A 20,145-nucleotide genomic window follows, 5' to 3' on the forward strand; every position below is an offset into this window, starting at 1 on the left:
CAGAGCTGGAGCGCATGACCTCGAACGCGGGCTTCCCGTTTCTATGCCGATCCCGTTATCGACGTGCGTCCTGCGCGTGGTTCCGCACGCCCGCTTTCCTGCTGACCCTGACCTCCGCCCTGGCGCTGGCCTCGGGCGTGTCGGCCGCGTCCGCGCCCCGCTACCGCATCCAGATCGCCGCCAAGGCCCGCTCGGAAGCCCTGATCGACCTGGGCGTCCAGGCGCGCGTCACCCTGGGCGGCGCCCAGGTCTGCGGCGGCCGCGCGCCGGCCGTGTCGGGCAACCTGACTTTGAGCCAGGCCCTGACCAAGCTCACCGCCGGCGCGTGTCGGTTCGAGATCGTCGACGCCTCGACCGTGCGCCTCTCCGTCCTCAGGCCCGCGCCGGCGCCCGCGCCCAGGGTCGCGCCCATGGTGCATGAGGTCGCGGCCATCGAGGAAGTGGTGGTCACCGCCACCAAGCGCCGCACCCGCCTGCGGTCGGCGCCGGGCGGGATCAGCGTGGTCTCCGAAGGCCGCCTGACCGACACCGGGGCGATCGACACCACCAGCATCTCGCAGCAGACCGCCGGCTTCTTCACCACCAACCTGGGCGCGGCGCGCAACAAGATCATGCTGCGCGGGCTGTCGGACGGCACGTTCACGGGCCGCACCCAGCAGACCGTCGCCACCTATCTCGACAACGTTCCCCTCACCTACAACGCGCCCGATCCGGACCTTCGGCTGATCGACGTCGAGCGGGTCGAGGTGCTGCGCGGCCCGCAGGGCTCGCTGTACGGCAGCGGCTCGCTCAGCGGCGTCTATCGCATCGTCAGCCGCAAGCCCGACCTGGACACGGCCTCAGGCTTCGCCCTGGCCAGCATCGCCACCACCGAGTCCGGCTCGCCCAGCCAGAAACTGGAGGGCATGGTCAACCTGCCCATCGTCCAGGACAAGGCGGCGCTGCGGCTGGCGCTCTACAGCGACGCCGAGGGCGGCTATGTCGACGACGTCAATCTGCGCCTGTCGAACGTGGACCGCACCACCCGGCGCGGCGGGCGCGCGGCGGTGGCGATCAAGCTGAACGAGGCTTGGTCGGTGACCGCCTCGGCCACCCGCCAGGACCTGCGCTCCACCGACACCCAGTACACGACGCCCGCCCTGGGCGGTCAGCGCCGCGCCAACCGGGTGCGCGAGACCCACAAGAACGCGTTCGGCCAAGGCGCAGTGACCATCACCGGCGAAGGGCCCTGGGGTCAGTTCCAGTCCTCGACCGGCTACGTGGTCCATCGGTTCGCCAGCCGGTTCGACGCCACCGCCGCCTTGACCGCCGACAGCGAGGACGCCGTCGAGCTGGGCCTGTTCGACGAGGCCAGCCACATCAAGCTGCTGGCCGAGGACGCCGTGCTGTCCTCGCCCGACACCGGACGCCTGCGCTGGCTGGTGGGCCTCTACGGCATGGTGACCCAGGAAGACGGGACGGGCGAACTGCGCGCCCGCACCACGACCAACCCGTCGCGTCTGGTCTATCTGGAAGCCCGCCGCGACCGGCGCCGCGAAACGGCGATCTATGGCGAGGCCACCTACGACCTGGGCCGAGGCTGGACGGCCAGCCTGGGCGGCCGGGCCTTCACCACCACCGTGCGCACAACCTCGACCGTGCAGTCGACCCAGTCGCGGGCGTTCGACCGCCAGCAGACCTTCAGCGGCGTCTCGCCGAAGTTCACGCTGCAGCACCCCTGGGGCGACACCGGGATGCTGTACCTGCTGACCTCCGAAGGCTTCCGGTCGGGCGGGTTCAACACCGGCGGCACCTCGGCGCTCTCGGCGCTGCGGTCGTCGTTCAAGCCCGACCATCTGCGCAACTACGAGATCGGCGGCAGCGCCGAGCCGTTCAAGGGCCGCATGACCGTGCGCGCGGCCCTGTTCCACGACGTCTGGACTGACATCCAGACCGACCAGTACCTGTCCTCGGGCCTGTCCTATACGGCCAATGTCGGCGACGGCCGCAACACGGGCCTCGAGCTCGAGACGGTGATGCGGCCCACTGAGCGTCTCACGCTGTCGGCCAACGCGCTCTTCAACCGTCCGCGCCTGACAAAGGTGGACCCGACCTTCGCCTCGGCCGCCCAAAGCGCCCTGCCCGGCGTGCCCGACCTGTCGGCCGGCGCGCTGATCCGCCACGAGACCTGGCTCAGCGCCGACACCTCGCTGATCCTCACCGCCCAGCTGGGCTATATCGGCCGTTCGCGCCTGACCTTCGACCGGCGCTTCTCGCCCTCGATGGGCGGCTATGTGACCGGGCGCCTGGGCGCTCAGGTGACCTCCGGGTCCTGGCGCGTCGCGGCGGCGGTGACCAATCCCGCCAACGCCTCCAGCGACACCTTCTCCTACGGCAACCCCTTCAGTTTCGGTCAGGTACGCCAGGTGACGCCCCTGCGTCCGCGCACCTGGATCCTGGATGTCTCGCGCGCCTTCTAGGGCGCTTCGACCACTGACGAATTTTCTCCTGAGGGGGCGGCCTCGCGGCGGCGTCCTATCAATGACGGGCTAACCACACCTGTGGATCTGGCCGGCGTCGGGGGAACTGGGAATGTCGGTGCTGTCGGGACTGGTCTGCGCGCACAACGAGGAAGCTCGGATCGCCGAGTGCCTCGCGCGCCTGTCCTTCTGCGACGAAATCGTCGTGGTCGCTGACCGCTGCACCGATCGTACGGAGGCTATCGCCAGGCAGATGGGGGCCCGGGTCATCTCGGGGATCTTTCCTGTCGAAGGCCTCAGAAAGACGGCGGGCGTCGCGGCCTGCCGGGGCGAATGGATTCTCGAGCTGGACGCAGACGAGGCCGTTACGCCTGAACTCGCCGACGAAGTGCGTCACAGGGTCGATTCCGCTTCGGGGGGAGATTGGTATCAGGTGCCGGTGGACAACTTCGTCGGCGACCGCCTCGTCCGCCACGGCTGGGGCGGCTCGTTCGGCGCATCGTCGGTCGCGCGCCTGTTCCGCAAGGGCGTGAAGACCTGGAAGGCCGACCGCGTCCATCCGGGCACCAACTTCACGGGCGTCTATGGCGGCCGTCTGGAAAATCCGATCCTGCACAAGGTCGACGACGACATCGCCGACATGGTCCAGCGCCTAAACCGCTACACGGCCCTGCGCGGCCAGGACCTGGCCGACGGCGGCAAGCTCAAGAGCCTGTGGAACGACCTGTTCCGCGGCGTGCGCCGTTTCTACAAGTGCTACATCTCGCGCAAGGGCTATCGCGAAGGCGACCTGGGCTTCCTGATCGCCGTGATGGCGGGACTGTATCCGCTGCTGTCGAACCTGAAGGCGCGGGAAATCCTGCACCTGACCCGAAATGATGACGTCAGCGGCGACGTTGTCGGCCTGCCGATGGATATGAGTGAAGTCAGGCTTGGCCATTCGGGCTAGTCTCCGATGGCATGCTTTTTCACCGAATCCTGATTACCACCCTCGTCGGGCCTGAACTCACGCGCTGGAGAGCGAGTGGCAAGACCCCGGTGTTCTGGTGGCGCGACGATGACGCGCGCCGACCGGGGCCGGCCCTGAATCGGCTGCTGCACCTTTCGCGGCGGTTCAGGGCGCCCCTGACCCTGGCGGCGGTGCCCGACGGCGACATGACCGCCCTGGTCGAGGCCTGCGCCACCACCCCCGATCTCGAACTGGCCATCCACGGGTTTCGCCACGAGAACCGCGCGCCGGCCGGCCAGCCCTCGGGCGAGGTCAATGATCAAGACACCGTCGAGGCGGTGGCCGCCGAGGTCGAGGCGGCCATCGGCGTCTTCGCCCGCGCCGGCCTGACCCCCGAACTCTTCGTGCCGCCCTGGAACAACGCCCACGCCACGCTGGACGCGGCGCTGGTCCGCCACGGCCTGACGGTGTCGCGCTACGGCGAGGTCCGCGCGCCGGACGCCGCGCCGCCGCGGGTGGACGCCCATCTGGACGTCATGCGCTGGAAACCCGAAGCCCGCTTTCGCGGCGGCGTGAAGTTCCTGTTGCGCGCCCGCAAGCTGATGAAAGAGCGCCGGGTGCGCGGGCTGTGGGATGATCCGATCGGCCTGCTGACCCATCACCTGGATCACGACGAGGCCAGCTGGAAGTTCCTCGAGGCGTTCCTGTCGACGTTCACGCCGGTGAGTCGGCGGGCGCTTTAGCGCTCACTCTCATCCAATAAAACTTGTCATCCCGGCCGCAGCGAAGCGGAGAGCCGGGACCCAGGGGCGACCGCATTGCGGCGATCCTGGGTCCCGGACAAGCGCTGCGCGCTTTCCGGGATGACAAGATTTGGAAGTCGGGCTTACCCGCCCACCAGCGAGAAGTCCGCCACCTTGCCCATGGCGTCGCGCACGGCGGCCAGGGTCTTGAGGCGGTTGTCGCGTTCGGCGGCGACCTCGGAATTGACGAAAACGCCATCAAGGAACGCGTCGACCGGACCACGCAGGCCGGCCAACTCGGTCATCGCGCCGGTGAAGTCTTCCTTGGCCAAAGCCGCGGCCAGGGCCGGCTCGACCATCCGCAGGGCGTCGTTCAGCGCCACTTCCGGCGCCGAGGCGTCGTCCAGCAGGTCGCGTTCGCCTTCGGCCTTCCAGCCCTTCTTCTCCTCGGCCTTGAGGATGTTGGAGGCGCGCTTGTAGCCGGCCAGCAGGTTCTTGCCGTCGTCGGTCTTCAGGAACCCGTCCAGCGCCTCGACCCGGGCGACGATACGCACGAGGTCGTCATCGCCGAGCGCGAACACGGCGTCGACGAGATCGTGGCGCTTGCCTTGGTCCTTGAGGGTGACCTTCAGGCGGTCGGCGAAGAAGACCAGCAAGTCGCTGACAACGGCAGGGTTCAGCGCGACTGATCGCGGGTTCGTCAAACTACCATCGTCAGAGACATCGAAAACCGTTTGATTGCCGTGGGCGGCCTCATGAGCCCTCAAGTGCACGGGCTTGAGAACGTGTTCGAGCGGGAGGCGCTTCTGTGCGTCGAGAATAATCCGGATCACACCCAAGGCCGCGCGACGCAGCGCGAAGGGATCCTTCGACCCCGTCGGCTTCTCGTCGATGGCGAAGAAGCCGACCAGCGTATCCAGCTTGTCCGCCAGCGCCACGGCCACCGAGACCGTCGCGTTAGGCACCGCGTCGCCGGGGCCTTGCGGGCGGTAGTGGTCGCGGATCGCGTCGGCGATCTCGAGGTTCAGGCCGGCGGCGCGAGCGTAATAGCCGCCCATGACGCCCTGCAACTCGGGGAACTCGCCGACCATTTCCGAGGTAAGGTCGGCCTTGGCCAGGCGCGCGGCTTCCTTGGTTTTTTCGACATCGGCGCCGACCAGCGGGGCGATCTCGCCGGCCAGGGCGACGATGCGCTCGACGCGCTCCGCCATGGTCCCGAGCTTGGCGTGGAAGGTCACGCCGTTCAGCTTCGTCAGCCAGGCCTCGAAGCCGACCTTGACGTCCTCGTCCCAGAAGAAGCGGGCGTCCGACAGGCGCGAGCTCAGCACCTTGGCGTTGCCCTCGGCGATCACCTTGCCGCCGTCGGCGGCCTGGATGTTGGCGATGGTGATGAAGTGCGGGGCCAGGCCGGCCTCGCCCTGCTTCTTCACCGCGAAATACTTCTGGTGCGTGCGCATCGAGGTGCGGATCACCTCGGCCGGCAGGTCCAGGAACGACGGGTCCATGTCGCCCAGCACCGGCGAGGGCCATTCGGCCAGGCCGGCGACTTCTTCCAGCAGGCCCTGGTCCTCGACCAGTTCCAGGTTGCGGGCGAAGCACAGCGTCTTGCAGCCTTCCAGGATGCGCGCCTTGCGCTCCTCGACGTCCAGCACGACGAAGTGGTCGTTGAGGCCCTTCTCGTACTCGTCGAAGTCGCGCGCCTTGAAGGGCTGGCCGCCCCAGCCATAGCCGACGCGCATGAAGCGGTGGCCTTCGCTGACGTCGCCGCTCTCTATGCCGTCGATGCTGAACGGCACAACCTCGCGATCCAGCACGCACAGGATGCGCTTGAGCGGACGCACCCAGCGCAGCTTGCCGCTGCCCCAGGTCATCGACTTGGGCCACGGGAAGCCGCGAACGATGGCTTCCACCATCTCGGCGACGATCTCGGCGGTGGCCCGGCCCTTCTTCTCGATGAAGGCCATGTAGACGCCGTCACGCTCGACCAGCTGGTCCTGGGTCAGGCCGGCCTTGCGCAGGAAGCCTTCCATGGCCTGCGGCGGGGCGCCGACGCGCGGGCCCTTCAGCTCTTCCTTGCGGTCGGCCTGGGCGATCGGCAGCCCTTCGACCACCAGGGTCAGGCGGCGCGGACCGGCGAAGGTCTTCAGGGCCTCGGGCAGGAAGCCGGCGGCGGCCAGGTGTTCGCGCGCCATGCGCTCCAAGTCGCGCGCGGCGTTGGCCTGCATGCGCGCGGGGATTTCTTCGGAAAACAGTTCGAGGAGAAGCTGGGGCATGTGATTTACGCGGCTTCCTGCTGCTTCACCCACTCGGAGGCGCACATCTTACAAAGATCGCGGATGCGTCCGATGTAGCTGGCGCGCTCGGCGACGGCGATCGCGCCGCGGGCGTTCATCAGGTTGAAAAGGTGGCTGGCCTTGAGGACCATGTCGTAGGCGGGCAGCACCAGGGCCTTGCCTTGGTATTGGCGGGCCAGCATCAGCGGGACCTGGCGCTCCATGTCCTCGAACTGACCCTTCAGAACGGCGACGTCATAGCCGTGGAAGTTGGCTTCCGAGTGCTGGCGCTCGTTTTCCAGGAACACGTCGCCATAGCTGACGCCGGAATCGTTGAACGGCAGGTCGTAGACGTTGTCGACGCCGAACACGTACATCGCCAGACGTTCCAGGCCGTAGGTCAACTCGCCGGCCACCGGCGAGACGTCCAGGCCACCCACCTGCTGGAAGTAGGTGTACTGGCTGACTTCCATGCCGTCGCACCAGACTTCCCAACCCAGGCCCCAGGCGCCGACGGTGGGGTTTTCCCAGTCGTCCTCGACGAAGCGGATGTCGTGGATTCGCAGGTCCAGGCCGATGGCTTCCAGTGAGCCCAGATAGAGATCCTGCATGTTGGCCGGGTTCGGCTTCAGGATCACCTGGTACTGGTAATAGTGCTGCAGGCGGTTGGGGTTGTCGCCGTAGCGGCCGTCGCTGGGACGGCGCGAAGGCTGCACATAGGCCGCGTTCCAAGGCTTGGGACCCAGGGCGCGCAGGACGGTGGCCGGGTGCAGGGTTCCCGCCCCAACCTCGACGTCGTGCGGCTGCAGGATCACGCAGCCATGCTCGCTCCAGTAGTTATGGAGCGTCAGGATCAGAGCTTGGAACGAAGTGGGCTTGGGGCGCGACATCAGTGTCCGAACAGGGCCAGAAAAAAGTCGGCGGACCATAGGGCCCGCCGACATGTGCTTCAAGCAAAGTTGGGACGCGGAAAGGGCTTAGTTGCCCTTGGCCTTGGTGCGCTTGCCGGCGTTGCTGTCGGGCAGGCCGTACTTGGCGCGGTTCTCGGGGGTGTCGGCGACCGGGCCGTTGGTGACGACGTTGGTGTCGCCGGCCTTCAGGGTGGCCTGGGCGTCCGCCGGTTGGGACGACATCGGCACGACGCCGGCGGTGTCGCTGGCCGTGGTCGAGGCCGACGGCGTGGTGGCGGGGTTGGTGTTCAGGGCGCTCGGATCATTGACCGCGGCCGGCGGCATGGCCGGATTGGTCAGCGAGTCGGCGGGCGCCGGCGCGGGCGTCGTCTGGGCCATCTGCTCGGTGGCCGAGACATTGGCGGTGGCGGCCTCATCCGTCGCGGCGCTGGCCTGCACGCCCGGCAGGTCCTTGGGCAGCAGCACCTTGTCGACCACGTGCAGCACGCCGTTGCTGGCCATCACGTCGGCCTGGACGATCGTGGCGCCGTCGACCATGGCGGTCGGGCCGCTGCCGTCGAGGACCAGGGGCGAACCCTCGACCGACTTCACCTCACCCTTGGCGCCCTTGATCTTGGCCGAGTCCACCTTGGCGTTGATCAGGTGATAGGTCAGCACCTTCTGCAGCTGCGGGCCGTTCTCCGGCAGCATCAGCTTGTCGAGCTCGCCAGCCGGCAGGGCCGCGAAGGCCGCGTCGGTGGGCAGGAACAGCGTCAGGTTCTGGTTGGTCTTCAACACGCTGGTCAGGTTCGTGGCGTCCAGCGCCTTGATAAAGGTGGTGAACTGGCCCGAGGCGCGGGCGGTCTCGACCAGGTCGCCCTTGGCGACGACGGGCGCGGCGGCGGCGCTGGCCGGCGCGGGCGTCTGGTCGGCGGCGGAGGGGGCGGTCTGGGCGAGGGCGGCGCCGGACATCAAGGCGGCGACGGCGGCGGCGGAGAGAAGACGGATGATCATGGCGGAGCTCCTGTTCCTTGGCAGGGTCTACGCCTGAGACGTCGACTCGGTTCCAAGCTCACGGGCTCGTGATCAGTTGTTCGACTACTTGAAGAAGAACACCAGGGCTGCGCCGGCGACGATCAGGGCGAAACCTAGAAATGTCGTCCACTTCATCGCTTCGCCAAGATAGAAATACGAGAACAGCGTGAAGACGATCAAGGTTATGGCTTCTTGGCCCGTCTTCAACTGTGCTGTCGAATAGACTTGATGGCCAAGCCGATTGGCCGGAACCGCCAGCATATATTCGGGCAGAGCGATCAACCAGCTGCTGACGATGGCCAGAGGCAGGGTCAGGCTCTTGTTCTTCAGATGGCCGTACCAGGCGAAGGTCATAAACACGTTCGAGGCGATCAGCATCAGCCAGGGCGCGAACTTCAGCCAGGCAGCAGGCATACGGAAACCTCGTGGGACGATCGAACTGGAAGAGGCTCAGTCTAGACCAACGGGCTCCTCTCCCGCCACCTCAGGCGTCAGGGTCAAGATCGCTGGTTTTTAGCGCAAGGATCGCGCGCTTTGCTCACAAAACGCGCAGCTTGCCTATTTCCTTTCCAATTCCTTGATCGTCGCCCGCACGCAAAGACCCCCGCCCGATAGCGTGGCCATCGCCGGGGAAAACGATGCAGCGCTGAGTGTGCCGCGTCGGCGGTGATCATCGGGCGCAAGCGCCCGCCAACCAAGCAAGGGGAGCCCGCGAACAAGGCGGGCCGGAGCAAGGCGGATGAAACTGATCATAGCGGTCGTCAAACCCTTCAAGCTCGACGAGGTCCGCGAGGCGCTCGTCGCGGCTGGGGTCGAAGGTTTGACGGTGTCCGAAGTCAAGGGTTACGGCCGCCAGAAGGGCCAGACCGAGATCTATCGGGGCGCGGAGTACCAAGTGAACTTCGTTCCCAAGGTGAAGCTGGAAGCGGTCGTGGACGACGCTTCGGCGGCCAAGGCGGTCGAAGCGGTGAAAGCCGCCGCGGCCACGGGCAAGATCGGCGACGGCAAGATCTTCGTCCTCAACGTGGAAGAAGCCGTTCGCATCCGGACCGGCGAGACCGGCCCGGCCGCTCTTTAGTGCTCATCGGGAACAGGGGATAACCGACGATGAAATTGACCTTCAAACCGCTGGCGGGGCTTGTGCTCGCCGCGACACTGGCCGGAGCTCCGCTGGGGTCGATGGCCTTCGCCCAGGAGGCCGCGCCCGCGCCGGCCGCCGCCGCGCCCGCCGAGGCCGCTCCGGCTCCGGCCGCTGCGCCGGCTGAAGCCGCGCCCGCCGCCGCCCCGACGATCACCGACACGGTGGACAAGGGCGACAACGCCTGGATGCTCGTCTCGACCGTCCTGGTCCTGCTGATGATCCTGCCCGGCCTGGCCCTGTTCTACGGCGGTCTGGTCCGCTCCAAGAACATGCTGTCGGTGATGATGCAGGTTTCGACCGTCGCCATCATCGGCTTCATCGCCTGGGTGCTGTGGGGCTACAGCTTCGCCTTCACCGACGGCGGCGGCTGGGATCTCTTCGTCGGCGGCCTGGGTCGCCTGTTCCTCAAGGACGTGACCCCGGCCAGCAACGTCGCGACGTTCTCGACCGGCGTCGTGATCCCCGAACTGACCTTCATCTCGTTCCAGGCGACCTTCGCCGCCATCACCGCCGCCCTCGTGGTCGGCTCGCTGGTCGAGCGCATGAAGTTCGCCGCCATCGTGGCCTTCGCGGTCCTGTGGCCCCTGCTCTCCTACTACCCGATGGCCCACATGGTCTGGTGGTGGCCGGGTCCTGACGCCATCGCTCTGGCTCCGACCGCGCCGATCAAGGCCGGTCAGATCTGGACCTGGGGCGCGCTCGACTTCGCCGGCGGCACCGTGGTTCACATCAACGCCGGCATCGCGGCCCTCGTCGGCGCCCTGATCCTCGGCAAGCGTCAAGGCTACGGCAAGGAGCCGATGCCCCCGCACTCGCTGACCCTGACCCTCGTGGGCGCTGGCCTGCTGTGGGTGGGCTGGTTCGGCTTCAACGCCGGCTCCAACCTGGAATCGAACGGCTACGCCTCGCTGGCGATGATCAACACCTTCGTCGCCACCGCCGCCGCCGGCCTGTCCTGGATCGTCGTCGAGTGGGTCACCAAGAAGAAGCCGTCGGCCCTGGGCCTGGCTTCGGGCGTCGTCGCCGGCCTCGTGGCCGTCACCCCGGCCGCCGGCTTCGCCGGTCCGATGGGCGCGGTCATCCTGGGTCTGGTCGTCTCGCCGATCTGCATCTTCTTCTGCTCGGTCGTGAAGAACGCGCTGAAGTACGATGACAGCCTGGACGCCTTCGGCATCCACGGCATCGGCGGCATCGTCGGCGCCATCGGCACCGGCCTGCTGGTCAACCCCGCCTGGGGCGGCGCCGGCGTCGTCGACTACACCAGCTGCGCCAAGGACGGCGACCTGTCGACCTGCGACACCGCCGTCTACAGCCTGGGCACCCAGGTGCTGGCCCAAGTGAAGGCCGTCGGCCTGACCATCGTCTGGTCGGCCATCGCCTCGGCCATCGTGTTCTTCGTGATAAAGCTGATCATCGGTCTGAAGGCCTCGCCTGAAGCCGAAGAAGAAGGCCTGGACATCTCCGAGCACGGCGAACGCGCCTACCACAGCTAAGCCTTACGGCTCGGCCACAAGACGAGGGCGCGGAAGCTTCGGCTTCCGCGCCTTTTTCGTGCGCGAGACCCAAAGCTCGACTACGACTTGCGGATCCTCTTCCAGACCCGGTCGGCATGGACATTCAACTCGCCCTCCTCTGCGCCCTGACCTTCGTGATCCACCTCGTGGGCGCGTTGGCCTATGCGGTGCGGATCGCCGGTGTGCGGACCCGGCGCATCGCCATGTCATTCGCCCTGTTCAACGTGCTGGTGCTGCTGTCGCGCGCCTCCAACGCCTTCCAGGGTCCTTTCCTGTCAAAGCGGATCGAGACCAGCCTGGTCCACGGCGTCGGCGATCACCTGCTGTCGGACTTCCGCTGGCTGCTGATGTCGGCCAGCGCCGCCGCCATTGTCGGCGCCCTGGCCATCCCGACCTTCCAGCGGCTGTTCACCGGGGCGGTGGCTCACTTCCAGATCAACCGCTCGATCCCGAAGCTGCTGCTGCACGCCTTCGCCAAGGGCGGGATTTCCTACATCCGGGACGCGGCGACAGCGCCGTCGGCCGGGCATCTGGTCGGCCTGACCAAGACCGCCGGCGCGCCGATCCGCATCATCGTGCTGAACATCGCCGCCCAGGCGCTGTTGACCGTCGGCGTCTTCGCATCGCTCTACGCTGGCTATCTCGACCCGCAATATCGGGTGACGGCGGTCAGCCTGTCGTCGGTGATCAACGGCGTGGCCACCATCCTGCTGTTCGTGTTCATCGACCCGCACCTGTCGGTCATGACCGACGACGTCATGGACGGGCGCACCAGCGAGGCCAGCTTCCGCCGGGCCGTGGTGTGGTTCGCCGCCAGCCGCGCCGTCGGCACGGTGCTGGCCCAGACCATGCTTGTCCCGGCCGCGGCCGGCGTGGCGTTGCTGGCTCGGATGATCTAGGGCGCGGCCGGCGTCGGCGCGATCGGCGCGCGACGCGCGCGCAGGATCGGCACGGGCGGATCCAGGATCTGGCCCTTCATCACCGGATTATTGGCCTTGCCCGGCGTCGGCAGGGCCAGGATCTTGCGCACCACGTCCATGCCCTCGACCACGTGGCCGAAGGCCGCGAAGCCCAGATTGTCGCCCGGCGCGGCCGGATCGGCGTCGAGATAGGGCGCGTCGCCCACGCAGATGAAGAAGTCAGAGGTCGCCGAACCCGGCGCGTTGCGGCCGATCGAGAGCGTGCCGTCTGTGTGCTTGATGCCGGTCTTGGTGGTCGGCTCGTGCTTGATCGGCGGCAGCACCTTGGCCGGGTCGTTCTGCACCCCGCCCTGGATCAGGCCGTAGTCCACCGAACCTGGCGCGCGAGAGGCGCGGAAGAAGTTGGCGCCATCATAGCGCTTCTGGTCGACATAGCGCAGGAAATTGCCGGCGGTGATCGGCGCGCGCTCGACCTCCAGATCGATGACGATCCGGCCCTGGCCGGTGTCCAGATTGACCCGCACCGTGGCAGGCTTGGCAGCGGGCGGCGGCGCGGCGGGCGCCGGAGCGGTCTGGGCCAGGGCCGAGGTCGCCGAAAGGGCTAGAGCCAGGGCCAGAAGGTCGCGTCGCTTGAACATCACCGTCTCCTTATCCATTCCCCTGGCCATCCAGCCTGCAACGCCGGACCCACCAGTCAGGCCGCATGCTCTGCAGCCGTTCCGCCAGGCCCTCGGCCTCGATGTCGCCCGCGCAGAGGGCGAAGCAGGTCGCGCCTGAGCCTGACATGCGGGGCAGCAAAGTTTCGGGTTCGTCCCGCAGCACGTCCAGCACTTCGCCGATACGCGGCTCCAGGGCGACGGCCGGCGCTTCCAGGTCGTTGCGGGTGGCGGCGGCCAACCAGGCGGCGACCTCCTCGGCGCTCTCGAAGGCGTCGGGCATCCAGGGTCGGGCCTCGCCCTCCGGCGCGACGGCGGCGTCGTAGGCGCGGTAGACCGCGCCGGTCGGCGACGGGACCAGCGGATTGACCAGCACCGCGTTCAGCGACGGCAGGCCCGGCGCGGACGACAGCCGCTCTCCCCGCCCCTCGGCCATCACCGCCCGCCCCCACAGGCAGGCCGCGCCGTCCGCGCCCAGGCTGGCCGCCATCGCTTCCAGGCTGGCGTCGGAAAGCGCGGGCGCCAGCGCGTCGCGCAGCAGGCGCAGGGCCGCCCCCGCGTCGCTGGACCCGCCGCCCAGGCCCGCCGCGATCGGCAGGCGCTTGTCCAGCAGCAGGCGGAACGGCGGCAGAGGCGTGGCGGCGGTCGCGTGGAAGGCGCGCGCGGCCCGCATCACCAGATTGTCGTCGCCCGCCGGAATGGCCGCGCCGAACAGGCCGGTGGTCTCGAAGCTGAGGGCGTCGGCGGCTTGGATCGAGACCTCGTCGCCGACGTCGGCGAACACCATCAGGCTCGAGACCGGATGATAGCCCTCGGAGTCGGGCCCGCCGACATGCAGAAACAGATTGACCTTGGCCGGGGCGAAGGCGGAAAGGCGCATGGAGGGCCCCACTGACGAGCGAACGCCCGTCCGATAGCTCAGTTATTGGCGAGCGTCGACGCGGGCGCGGGACCGTTGGCGGCCAGGCCGGTCTTCAGCTTGGTCTCGGCGGCGGCCTTCTGCTTGTCGCTGGGCTCCAGACTCAGCACGCGCCGCCATTGGAACTGGGCCTCGGTCCGCCGTCCGGCGCGCCAGTAGGCGTCGCCGAGGTGGTCGTTGACGTCGGGATCACCGGGTTCGAGTTCAGCCGCGCCTTCCAGCTTCTCGACCGCCTTCTTGTAGTCGCCCAGGCGGTAATAGGCCCAGCCCAGCGAATCGAGCATCGCGCCCGACTGCGGTCGCGCGTCGACGGCCTTCTGGACCATGGCCAAGGCCTCGGGCAGCTTCTCGTTCCGGTCGATCCACGAATAGCCCAGGAAGTTCAGCAGTTCGGGCTCGTCCGGGTTGAGCTTCAGGGCCGCGCCGAGATCGCGCTCGGCCTCGGACCAGCGCCCGGCCCGCTCCAGGGCGATGCCGCGCAGATAGAGCACGCGCCAGTCTGGCCGGCTGGCCTCCTGGGCGACCAGCTTGTCCAGCACGGCGGCGGACTCGTCCCAGCGCTCGTTGGCGCGCAGCAGGTCGGCCAGGGCCATCTGGGCGTCGCGGTCGGTCGGCGCGGCGGTCAGGGCCGCGCGGGCGATCTCCAACGCGCGGGCCTTGTCGCCGCTCTCCTGATAGGTCCAGGCCAGCTTGCCCTGGGCCGACTGGTACTGCGGCGAGCTGGCCGGGATATGGTTGAAGGCCTCGATCGCGCCCTTGTGGTCGTCGCCCTGGTTCAGCAGGTCGCCGACCAGCAGCCAGGCCTCGTCGCGCTGGGGGTCCAGCCGCAGGGCCAGGCGCAGATAGGCCAGGGCGAACTGGGTCTGGCGGTCGCCGGCGAAGGTGGCCGCGCAGGCGACCAGGTTCTGGGCCGCGCCTTCCTTCAGGCTCGGAGCGGCGGGGGCCGATCCCTTGGCGGCCGCCCGTGCGCGCGCCTTGCGCAGCGCCGCGTCGTCGGGATTGGCGGCCAGGGCCTGGTCGTACAGCGCCACGGCGTCGGCCCCGCGCTTGCGACGCTCCAGGAACGCGCCGTAGTCGAGGACGAACAGACCCGCCGTCGCCGACGAGCCGGTCAGGGCCTTGTAGTCAGTCTCGGCCTCGTCATAGCGCCGGGCCCGCTCGTAGAGCCGGGCCTGGCCCAACTGGCCGAAATACTGCACCAGTCGATCGTTCTGCAGCACCGGCTGGACGATCGCGCCTTCGGCGTCGCCGGCCGCGGCGGCGGCCCACGGGGCCAGCAGGGTGGTGGCCTGGCGATGCGGGAAGCCGATCGGTTCGGCCTTCAGCAGGGCCTGGGCTTCCTTGCCCTTGCCCGTGGCAAGGAACTCGACCACGCGAGTCAGGGTCCCCAGGCGCTTGACGGCTTCGGTGGCGTCCTCGCCGCGCGGCGCGACCGAAGCGGCCCGGCTCACCTCGCCCGACAGCAGCAAGGCGGTGAAGCTGCGTTCGCCGATGACGCCCGGGTCGTCGCCCAGCACGCCGGCGACGCCGAAATAGTCGGCCGCTTCCTTGGTGCGCCCGTCGCGCAGCGCCGCCTGCCCGGCCAGGAACTGACCATAGGAGGTGCGCGCGTCGAACACGGAATAGCCGGACCCGACGGAGCCCCGCAGGCCGGAGCCTTCGGGACCGGCGGTGGCGCAGGCCGTCAGGGTCAGGAGCGAAGCGGCGGCGAGAAGGACTTTGAAACGCATCCCGCCACCCTGTTGGGTTTCGATCCGCGCCGCAAGCGGCAGCGCGCGAAAACGCATCGCGCCGCACCGCAAGAAGAAGGCCTTCCGCTCACATCGAACGGAAGGCCCTGATCTCTACATGTTGGGATAGTTCGGGCCGCCGCCGCCTTCCGGCGTGGTCCAGACGATGTTCTGTGACGGGTCCTTGATGTCGCAGGTTTTGCAGTGGACGCAATTCTGGGCGTTGATCTGGAAGCGCGGATCGGTCCCCTGCTCGTTGTACAGCACCTCATAGACGCCGGCCGGGCAGTAGAGACGCGCCGGCTCGCCGTACTTGGGCAGGTTCACCGCGATCGGGATCGACGGATCCTTCAGCCTCAGGTGGGCCGGCTGGTCTTCCTCGTGGTTGGTGGCCGAGATGAACACCGAGGAGAGCTTGTCGAAGCTGATCACGCCGTCCGGCTTGGGATAGACGATCGGCTTGTAGTCCTTGGCCAGGCCCGTCGAGGCTGCGTCGGTCTTGTCGTGCTGCATCGTGCCGAAGAACGAGAAGCCGCCCGTCAGGTGGGTGACCCACATGTCGAACATGCCGACAGCGCCGCCGAAGAAGGTGCCCAGCTTGCCCAGCAACGGCTTGGCGTTGCGGACGATCTTCAGCTCCTTGGCGACCCAGCTCTTCTCGAACGCGGTCTGGTATTCGACCAACTCGTCGCTGGCGCGGCCGGCGGCCAGGGCCTTGAACGCCTGCTCGGCGGCCAGCATGCCGGTCTTCATGGCGTTGTGGCTGCCCTTGATGCGCGGCACGTTGACGAAGCCGGCCGAGCAGCCGATCAGCGCGCCGCCCGGGAAGGTCAGCTTGGGGATCGACTGATACCCGCCCTCGGTGATGGCCCGCGCCCCGTACGAGATACGACGGCCGCCTTCCAGGTGCGGCTTGACCGACGGATGGTGCTTGAACCGCTGGAACTCGTCGAACGGCGACAGCCAGGGATTCTTGTAGTTCAGGTGCGTCACGTAACCGATCGACACGTAGTTATCGCCGAAGTGATACATGAAGCTGCCGCCGCCGGTCTTGTCGTCCAGCGGCCAGCCTGTCGTGTGTTCAGCCAGACCCGGCTGATGCTTCTCGGGCGGGACCTGCCACAGCTCCTTGATGCCGATGCCGAACTTCTGCGGCGACTTGCCGGCCGACAGGTCGAACTTGGCGATCAGCTGCTTGGCCAGCGAGCCGCGCACGCCCTCGGCGATGAACACGTATTTGCCGTGCAACTCCATGCCGGGCTGATAGTCGCCCTTGTGATGGCCGTCCTTGGCGATGCCCACGACGCCGACGACGACGCCCTTCAGCGAACCGTCGTCATTCCAGACCATGTCCGAGGCGGCGAAGCCTGGATAGATCTCGACGCCCAGCTCCTCGGCCTTGCCGGCCAGCCAGCGGGTCACATTGCCCAGCGAGGCGATGTAGCAGCCGTGATTGTGCATGAACGGCGGCAGGGCGAACATCGGCAGCGAGGCTTCGCCTTGCGGGCCCAGGATCAGGAAGCGGTCCTTGGTGACCGGCGTCTCGAGCGGCGCGCCCTCTTCCTTCCAGTTGGGGAAGAGCTCGTTCAGGGCCTTGGGATCGATCACCGCGCCCGACAGGATGTGCGCGCCGACTTCGGAGCCCTTTTCCAGCACGGCCACCGAAACCTCGGTCCCGGCCTCGGCGGCCAGCTGCTTGAGTCGGATCGCGGCCGAGAGGCCCGCGGGACCGCCGCCGACGATTACGACGTCGTATTCCATCGACTCGCGTTCGAGGACTTCGCTCATGGGATCTCCCGCCCCGGGCCCATCGCTGCTTGGATGGAGCCCGTCTTATGACTGTTTGAATCTGACCTTATCCGAACGTGACGCGGTGGTGGTCAAGGATAAAGAGCCGACTTTTGTTGCGCCGCAGCGTGGAGAGACGAAGAAGATCGCGCTATGGATACGGCCATGAGCCTCGCCGTGGATCCGCGCGCCGTCGAAAGCCTGCTCGCCTTCTGGGCGGATGCGGGCGTCGACGCCACCTATGCCGAGGCGCCGATCGACCGCCTGGCCGAGGGCGCGGCCCTGCTGCGCGCCAAGAGCCAGCCTCAGCCCATCGCCCCGCCGCCCCGCCCTGTTTTGGTGTCCGGCGGTTCGGCCGACGTCTCGGCGGCGGTCGCCCAGGCCAGAGCCGTCGCGGCCGCCTGCCAGGATCTGGAGCAGCTGGCCGCCGCCATCGCCGCCTTCGACGGCTGTCCGCTAAAGACCCAAGGGGCCAAGCAGGCGGTGTTCTCGCGCGGTCCAGGCGACGCGCCGCTGATGATCATCGGCGAAGGCCCTGGCGCGGACGAGGATGCGCAAGGCGCGCCGTTCGTCGGCCGCGCCGGCCAGCTTCTGGATCGCATGCTGAAGGCCGCCGGCCTGACCGACCGCGCCTTCATCACCAACACCGTCTTCTGGCGTCCGCCGGGCAACCGCACGCCAACGCCGCAGGAGCAGGCGATCTGCGCGCCCTTCGTCGAGCGCGCCATCGCCCTGGTGAACCCCAGGATGCTGATGCTGGTCGGCGGCGCCTCGGCCAAGGCGATGCTGAAGCGCGAGGAAGGCATTCTGTCCCTGCGCGGCCGCTGGTTCGAATGGACCTCGGCCGACCAGAAGATGGAATTGCCCAGCTTACCGACCCTGCATCCGGCCTTCTTGCTCAGGCAACCGGCAGCCAAAAAGAAGGCGTGGCAGGATTTGCTGACGCTGACCGAAAGGCTTGATCGGCCGGACCGTCCCCACTAGACCTTCTGCCGACCAGTCGGAACGGGGACGCGCGACTCTCGGAGACGCGCGGATACGCATTGCAGCTCATCGCTCGCCCTCTGGCCGTTCTCGCGGCCGTCGCGCTTTGCCTGTGCGCCAGCTTTGGCGTCCAAGCGGCCAGTCTCGAGCCGCTGTCCAAGGATGACGTCCGCTTCTATCGCGCGGCCTTTGCAGCCACCGAGCGCGGCGATTTCGACGCCGCCGAGGCCGCCTTCGCCAACACCCGCGACAAGAGCCTGGCTGGCCGCCTCGCCTACGCCAAGGTCATGCACCCCAGCGCCTACACCGCCGACTACGACGACCTGACCGGCTGGCTGAAGGCCTATGGCGACGAGGCCGGGGCGGATCGGGTCTACACGCTGGCCGTCAAGCGCAAGCCCGGCAAGGCCCCCGCGCCCAAGGCTCCGGCCCTGTTCGTGGCCTCCGACAAGGGCCCGCCGCCGGCCGATAAGGCGCGCGGCGCCCGCGAGGCCTATTATTCCGGCGACGTCGCCAAGGCCCTGACCCTGGCCAAGGCCAGCGGCGAGCGTTGGATCGCGGGTCTGTCGTCGTACCGCATGGGCCAGCTGGCCCAGGCCCAGGACTATTTCGACCAAGTCGCCCGCGACGAAGGCCAGGACGACTGGCTGCGGGCCGCCGGCTCGTTCTGGGCCGCACGCGCCGCCAGCGCCGCCGGACGTGGGACCGACGCCCGGACCTTCCTGATCCAGGCCGCCCATTCGCCCAACACCTTCTACGGCATGATCGCCGCCCGCCAACTGGCCCTGGCCGGCGTGGCCCTGCCCGACGATCCCGATGATCCGATCGCCGCCCTGATCAGCCGCTTCAGCTATGACGGCCCCGATGTCGCCTCGCTGAGCCACCTGATGAGCAGCGATGAGCGCGCCCGCCGCGCCGCCGCTCTCGCCCAGATCGGCCGCTGGACCGAAGCGGGCCTGGAACTGCGCACCGGCCTGTCGCTGGCTTCGGACGAGAAGCAGCGCGGCGACTGGATGGCCCTGACCCTGGCCCTGAACGCCCGCGCTCCGCTGAACGGCGGCCGGCCCGTGGCCCGCCTGGGAACGGAGGAATATCCCCTGCCCCCGCTGGAGCCCAAGGGCGGCTTCACAATCCACAAGGCCATGGTCTACGCCCTGGTGCGCCAGGAGAGCCGCTTCGATCCGATGGCGGTCTCCGGCGCCGGCGCCGTTGGCCTGATGCAGCTGATGCCGATCGCCGCCGCCCGCGCCGCCGGCGACGACAAGCTGTTGGCCGACAACACCCCGCTGCTCGACCCCGCCTTCAACCTGAGGGTCGGCCAGGACTATTTCACCTGGCTGATGGATCGCGGCCTGCAGAGCAACGACATGCTGCGCGCCGTGGCCGCTTATAACGGCGGTCCGGGCACCCTGCTGAAGACCCAGGCCCAGCTGGGCGCCGACTGCGACAGCCTGCTGCTGATCGAGAGCCTGCCCGCCGTCGAGACCCGCAACTACGTCGAGAAGGTCGTGGCCTCGTACTGGACCTATCGCCGGCTTATGGGCGCCGAGACCCGCACCCTGGACGCCGCCGCGAGCGGCGCGCGCGAGATCGACTTCCGGCTGGACCTCTAGGTCGTCAGTAGCCGATCCGCCTGGCCCCTAGCCTGCGGGTAAGCGCCTTCTCAGCGCCATCGCCCGGACCGAAACCGCCGGCCGCCTCGTAGTCGAGCCTGCGGACCAGCACGCCCAGCGGCGGGCCGAACAGGCGCGCAGCCAGACCCGGTTTCGACAACCAGGCCGCCGCGCCCGCGCCGCCGGTCAGATGCTTCTCGATTGGCGCGCGCCAGCCTTCCGGCAACACGGTCTCGGGATCGAGCGTCATAATCCAGTCGCTCCGCACCGCCGCGCAGCCGGCCGCCAGCTGTCGTCCACGATCGCCGGAGATGCTGACCAGCACCGCGCCGCTGTCGTCGCACAGGCTGCGCAGCGCCTCGCCGTCATCGCCGGCCAGGACCACGGCCTTGACCAGGCCATCCACTGCGGCAGGCACCAGATCGGAGAGCAGCGCTACGAGGGGCGGCGCGTGACGCAGAACCGGAACGACGACGGTGATCATGGTCTCTGCTTCGACGGACGCGGCCTCGCGGTCAAGGCGAAGCACGC

At 68.3% G+C, this 20,145-nt stretch carries 17 protein-coding genes and 1 pseudogene; 9 read left to right on the forward strand and 9 right to left on the reverse strand.

What is annotated here, in order from left to right; translation table 11 throughout:
• The first annotated feature begins 14 nt into the window (after positions 1-14).
• The 4 genes and pseudogenes from AC1RUS_RS08035 to AC1RUS_RS08050 form a co-directional block, all read left to right on the forward strand.
• The gene (locus AC1RUS_RS08035) at positions 15-2,459 is read left to right on the forward strand and encodes a TonB-dependent receptor (RefSeq protein ID WP_492914798.1); all 2,445 of its coding nucleotides are present in this window, start codon (positions 15-17) and stop codon (positions 2,457-2,459) included.
• Between the two features lie 112 nt (positions 2,460-2,571).
• Positions 2,572-3,408, forward strand: coding sequence for a glycosyltransferase family 2 protein (locus AC1RUS_RS08040; protein WP_492914800.1), 837 nt, complete (start codon positions 2,572-2,574; stop codon positions 3,406-3,408).
• A gap of 11 nt (positions 3,409-3,419) precedes the next feature.
• Positions 3,420-4,151 carry a DUF2334 domain-containing protein gene (locus tag AC1RUS_RS08045; protein WP_492914802.1) on the forward strand — a complete coding sequence of 244 codons (732 nt, stop codon included), beginning with the start codon at positions 3,420-3,422 and terminating at the stop codon, positions 4,149-4,151.
• A gap of 24 nt (positions 4,152-4,175) precedes the next feature.
• Positions 4,176-4,291, forward strand: a pseudogene (locus AC1RUS_RS08050) (hypothetical protein); the annotation flags it as partial.
• 3 nt (positions 4,292-4,294) lie between these two features.
• Here the strand turns inward: AC1RUS_RS08050 and glyS are convergent.
• The 4 genes from glyS to AC1RUS_RS08070 form a co-directional block, all read right to left on the reverse strand.
• Complete coding sequence (glyS, locus tag AC1RUS_RS08055; RefSeq protein ID WP_492914804.1) at positions 4,295-6,424, reverse strand: glycine--tRNA ligase subunit beta; 2,130 nt, start codon at positions 6,422-6,424, stop codon at positions 4,295-4,297.
• A gap of 5 nt (positions 6,425-6,429) precedes the next feature.
• Entirely contained in the window at positions 6,430-7,314 is an 885-nt protein-coding gene (locus AC1RUS_RS08060; protein WP_492914807.1) for a glycine--tRNA ligase subunit alpha, read from the reverse strand.
• An 87-nt stretch (positions 7,315-7,401) separates the two neighbouring features.
• A complete protein-coding gene (locus AC1RUS_RS08065) occupies positions 7,402-8,328 on the reverse strand; it encodes a fasciclin domain-containing protein (protein WP_492914809.1) in 927 nt (308 codons plus the stop codon).
• An 84-nt stretch (positions 8,329-8,412) separates the two neighbouring features.
• Positions 8,413-8,763, reverse strand: coding sequence for a DMT family protein (locus AC1RUS_RS08070; RefSeq protein WP_492914811.1), 351 nt, complete (start codon positions 8,761-8,763; stop codon positions 8,413-8,415).
• Positions 8,764-9,088: 325 nt separating this feature from the next.
• Between AC1RUS_RS08070 and AC1RUS_RS08075 the strand changes: the two genes are divergently transcribed.
• From AC1RUS_RS08075 to AC1RUS_RS08085, 3 genes are all read left to right on the forward strand, one after another.
• On the forward strand, positions 9,089-9,427 hold the full coding sequence (locus tag AC1RUS_RS08075) for a P-II family nitrogen regulator (protein WP_035046383.1): 339 nt from the start codon (positions 9,089-9,091) through the stop codon (positions 9,425-9,427).
• Positions 9,428-9,456: 29 nt separating this feature from the next.
• A complete protein-coding gene (locus AC1RUS_RS08080) occupies positions 9,457-10,983 on the forward strand; it encodes an ammonium transporter (protein ID WP_492914813.1) in 1,527 nt (508 codons plus the stop codon).
• A 116-nt stretch (positions 10,984-11,099) separates the two neighbouring features.
• Entirely contained in the window at positions 11,100-11,903 is an 804-nt protein-coding gene (locus AC1RUS_RS08085) for a lipid II flippase Amj family protein (RefSeq protein ID WP_492914815.1), read from the forward strand.
• Here AC1RUS_RS08085 and AC1RUS_RS08090 read toward each other — a convergent pair.
• The 4 genes from AC1RUS_RS08090 to AC1RUS_RS08105 all read right to left on the reverse strand — a co-directional run bounded on the left by AC1RUS_RS08090 (position 11,900) and on the right by AC1RUS_RS08105 (position 17,017).
• Positions 11,900-12,562, reverse strand: coding sequence for a peptidylprolyl isomerase (locus AC1RUS_RS08090; RefSeq protein WP_492914817.1), 663 nt, complete (start codon positions 12,560-12,562; stop codon positions 11,900-11,902). The genes AC1RUS_RS08085 and AC1RUS_RS08090 overlap by 4 nt on opposite strands.
• Positions 12,563-12,572: 10 nt before the next feature.
• Positions 12,573-13,460 (reverse strand): 4-(cytidine 5'-diphospho)-2-C-methyl-D-erythritol kinase, encoded by an 888-nt coding sequence (locus tag AC1RUS_RS08095; protein ID WP_492914818.1) that lies wholly within the window; start codon positions 13,458-13,460, stop codon positions 12,573-12,575.
• A gap of 38 nt (positions 13,461-13,498) precedes the next feature.
• Positions 13,499-15,229 (reverse strand): tetratricopeptide repeat protein, encoded by a 1,731-nt coding sequence (locus AC1RUS_RS08100; RefSeq protein WP_492914820.1) that lies wholly within the window; start codon positions 15,227-15,229, stop codon positions 13,499-13,501.
• A gap of 114 nt (positions 15,230-15,343) precedes the next feature.
• Entirely contained in the window at positions 15,344-17,017 is a 1,674-nt protein-coding gene (locus AC1RUS_RS08105; protein ID WP_492914822.1) for an electron transfer flavoprotein-ubiquinone oxidoreductase, read from the reverse strand.
• A 165-nt stretch (positions 17,018-17,182) separates the two neighbouring features.
• Between AC1RUS_RS08105 and AC1RUS_RS08110 the strand changes: the two genes are divergently transcribed.
• Both AC1RUS_RS08110 and AC1RUS_RS08115 read left to right on the forward strand, forming a co-directional pair.
• Positions 17,183-18,001 carry a uracil-DNA glycosylase gene (locus tag AC1RUS_RS08110; RefSeq protein ID WP_492914824.1) on the forward strand — a complete coding sequence of 273 codons (819 nt, stop codon included), beginning with the start codon at positions 17,183-17,185 and terminating at the stop codon, positions 17,999-18,001.
• Positions 18,002-18,060: 59 nt separating this feature from the next.
• Complete coding sequence (locus AC1RUS_RS08115; protein ID WP_492914826.1) at positions 18,061-19,614, forward strand: lytic transglycosylase domain-containing protein; 1,554 nt, start codon at positions 18,061-18,063, stop codon at positions 19,612-19,614.
• Between the two features lie 4 nt (positions 19,615-19,618).
• Here the strand turns inward: AC1RUS_RS08115 and AC1RUS_RS08120 are convergent, their stop codons facing one another.
• Positions 19,619-20,143 carry a glycosyltransferase family protein gene (locus AC1RUS_RS08120; protein WP_492914828.1) on the reverse strand — a complete coding sequence of 175 codons (525 nt, stop codon included), beginning with the start codon at positions 20,141-20,143 and terminating at the stop codon, positions 19,619-19,621.
• Positions 20,144-20,145: the final 2 nt, after the last annotated feature.

This window comes from Caulobacter sp. GW821-FHT10F06 (assembly GCF_058809215.1).

Excerpts from the sequence above, each read along its gene's own strand:
- AC1RUS_RS08035 (WP_492914798.1), top strand. The coding sequence starts at position 15 with ATGACCTCGAACGCGGGCTTCCCGTTTCTATGCCGATCCCGTTATCGA.
- AC1RUS_RS08040 (WP_492914800.1), top strand. The coding sequence starts at position 2,572 with ATGTCGGTGCTGTCGGGACTGGTCTGCGCGCACAACGAGGAAGCTCGG.
- AC1RUS_RS08045 (WP_492914802.1), top strand. The coding sequence starts at position 3,420 with ATGCTTTTTCACCGAATCCTGATTACCACCCTCGTCGGGCCTGAACTC.
- glyS (WP_492914804.1), bottom strand. The coding sequence starts at position 6,424 with ATGCCCCAGCTTCTCCTCGAACTGTTTTCCGAAGAAATCCCCGCGCGC.
- AC1RUS_RS08060 (WP_492914807.1), bottom strand. The coding sequence starts at position 7,314 with ATGTCGCGCCCCAAGCCCACTTCGTTCCAAGCTCTGATCCTGACGCTC.
- AC1RUS_RS08065 (WP_492914809.1), bottom strand. The coding sequence starts at position 8,328 with ATGATCATCCGTCTTCTCTCCGCCGCCGCCGTCGCCGCCTTGATGTCC.
- AC1RUS_RS08070 (WP_492914811.1), bottom strand. The coding sequence starts at position 8,763 with ATGCCTGCTGCCTGGCTGAAGTTCGCGCCCTGGCTGATGCTGATCGCC.
- AC1RUS_RS08075 (WP_035046383.1), top strand. The coding sequence starts at position 9,089 with ATGAAACTGATCATAGCGGTCGTCAAACCCTTCAAGCTCGACGAGGTC.
- AC1RUS_RS08080 (WP_492914813.1), top strand. The coding sequence starts at position 9,457 with ATGAAATTGACCTTCAAACCGCTGGCGGGGCTTGTGCTCGCCGCGACA.
- AC1RUS_RS08085 (WP_492914815.1), top strand. The coding sequence starts at position 11,100 with ATGGACATTCAACTCGCCCTCCTCTGCGCCCTGACCTTCGTGATCCAC.
- AC1RUS_RS08090 (WP_492914817.1), bottom strand. The coding sequence starts at position 12,562 with ATGTTCAAGCGACGCGACCTTCTGGCCCTGGCTCTAGCCCTTTCGGCG.
- AC1RUS_RS08095 (WP_492914818.1), bottom strand. The coding sequence starts at position 13,460 with ATGCGCCTTTCCGCCTTCGCCCCGGCCAAGGTCAATCTGTTTCTGCAT.
- AC1RUS_RS08100 (WP_492914820.1), bottom strand. The coding sequence starts at position 15,229 with ATGCGTTTCAAAGTCCTTCTCGCCGCCGCTTCGCTCCTGACCCTGACG.
- AC1RUS_RS08105 (WP_492914822.1), bottom strand. The coding sequence starts at position 17,017 with ATGAGCGAAGTCCTCGAACGCGAGTCGATGGAATACGACGTCGTAATC.
- AC1RUS_RS08110 (WP_492914824.1), top strand. The coding sequence starts at position 17,183 with ATGAGCCTCGCCGTGGATCCGCGCGCCGTCGAAAGCCTGCTCGCCTTC.